Origin of the sequence: Vibrio genomosp. F10 str. 9ZD137, from assembly GCF_049974785.1 — a bacterium.
In the GTDB taxonomy this organism is placed as follows: Bacteria; Pseudomonadota; Gammaproteobacteria; order Enterobacterales; family Vibrionaceae; genus Vibrio.
In genome coordinates this window covers 1-606 of record NZ_JBNGCJ010000023.1, presented here as the reverse complement: position 1 = coordinate 606, position 606 = coordinate 1, and the positions used below count along the sequence as shown (strand labels likewise).

1 protein-coding gene is annotated in these 606 nt (G+C 41.1%); it reads right to left on the bottom strand.

Annotated elements, in window-relative coordinates; all coding sequences use genetic code 11:
- Positions 1-26: 26 nt before the first annotated feature.
- A complete protein-coding gene (locus ACP45E_RS00325; protein ID WP_017038466.1) occupies positions 27-527 on the bottom strand; it encodes a GNAT family N-acetyltransferase in 501 nt (166 codons plus the stop codon).
- Positions 528-606 lie beyond the last annotated feature (79 nt).

Here is a 606-nt window from a genome sequence, read left to right as displayed (position 1 = left end):
AATCCCTCTTAAATTGCTTGTTAGGCTTAAACTCGCTTGACCATTAATAGATCAACAATAACTGAACCTTCAAATTCCTCAGACATAAAACCATCGGCGAATTCAAAGCCATGTTTAGAATAAAACTGAATTGCTGCTTCATTGTTGTCGAGCACATATAACTTGATCGTTTTTGTGCCTAGAGCTTGGGACTCTTGCTCTAAATGAGTTAGAAATCTGCTACCAAGTCGTTGACCATAGACACTAGGACATAAGTAGAGTTTGCTTAGTTCTATAATTTCTGCTCCCTCCGGGGAAGCAAAATAAGACATGAACCCAACAACCTTGTTGCCTCTTTCAGCGACAACTACAGTCTCGGTGTTATTTCTTATTGTTTTCTGCCATTCATCTACACGTAATGAAACGGTAAAGCCATTAATATAATCAGCAGGCATAAGCCCATCGAATGCAGACTTCCACGAGTTCACGTGAATTTGTGCGATTTCCCGAGCGTCCGTTTGGACTGCTTTCCTTAGATTAACTCCCACTGATTCCTCCTTGAAGCCTAACGCTGCGTTAAGTAGTGAGCAACATTGCCACCTAACCTAAACCATTGTGCCATAAACA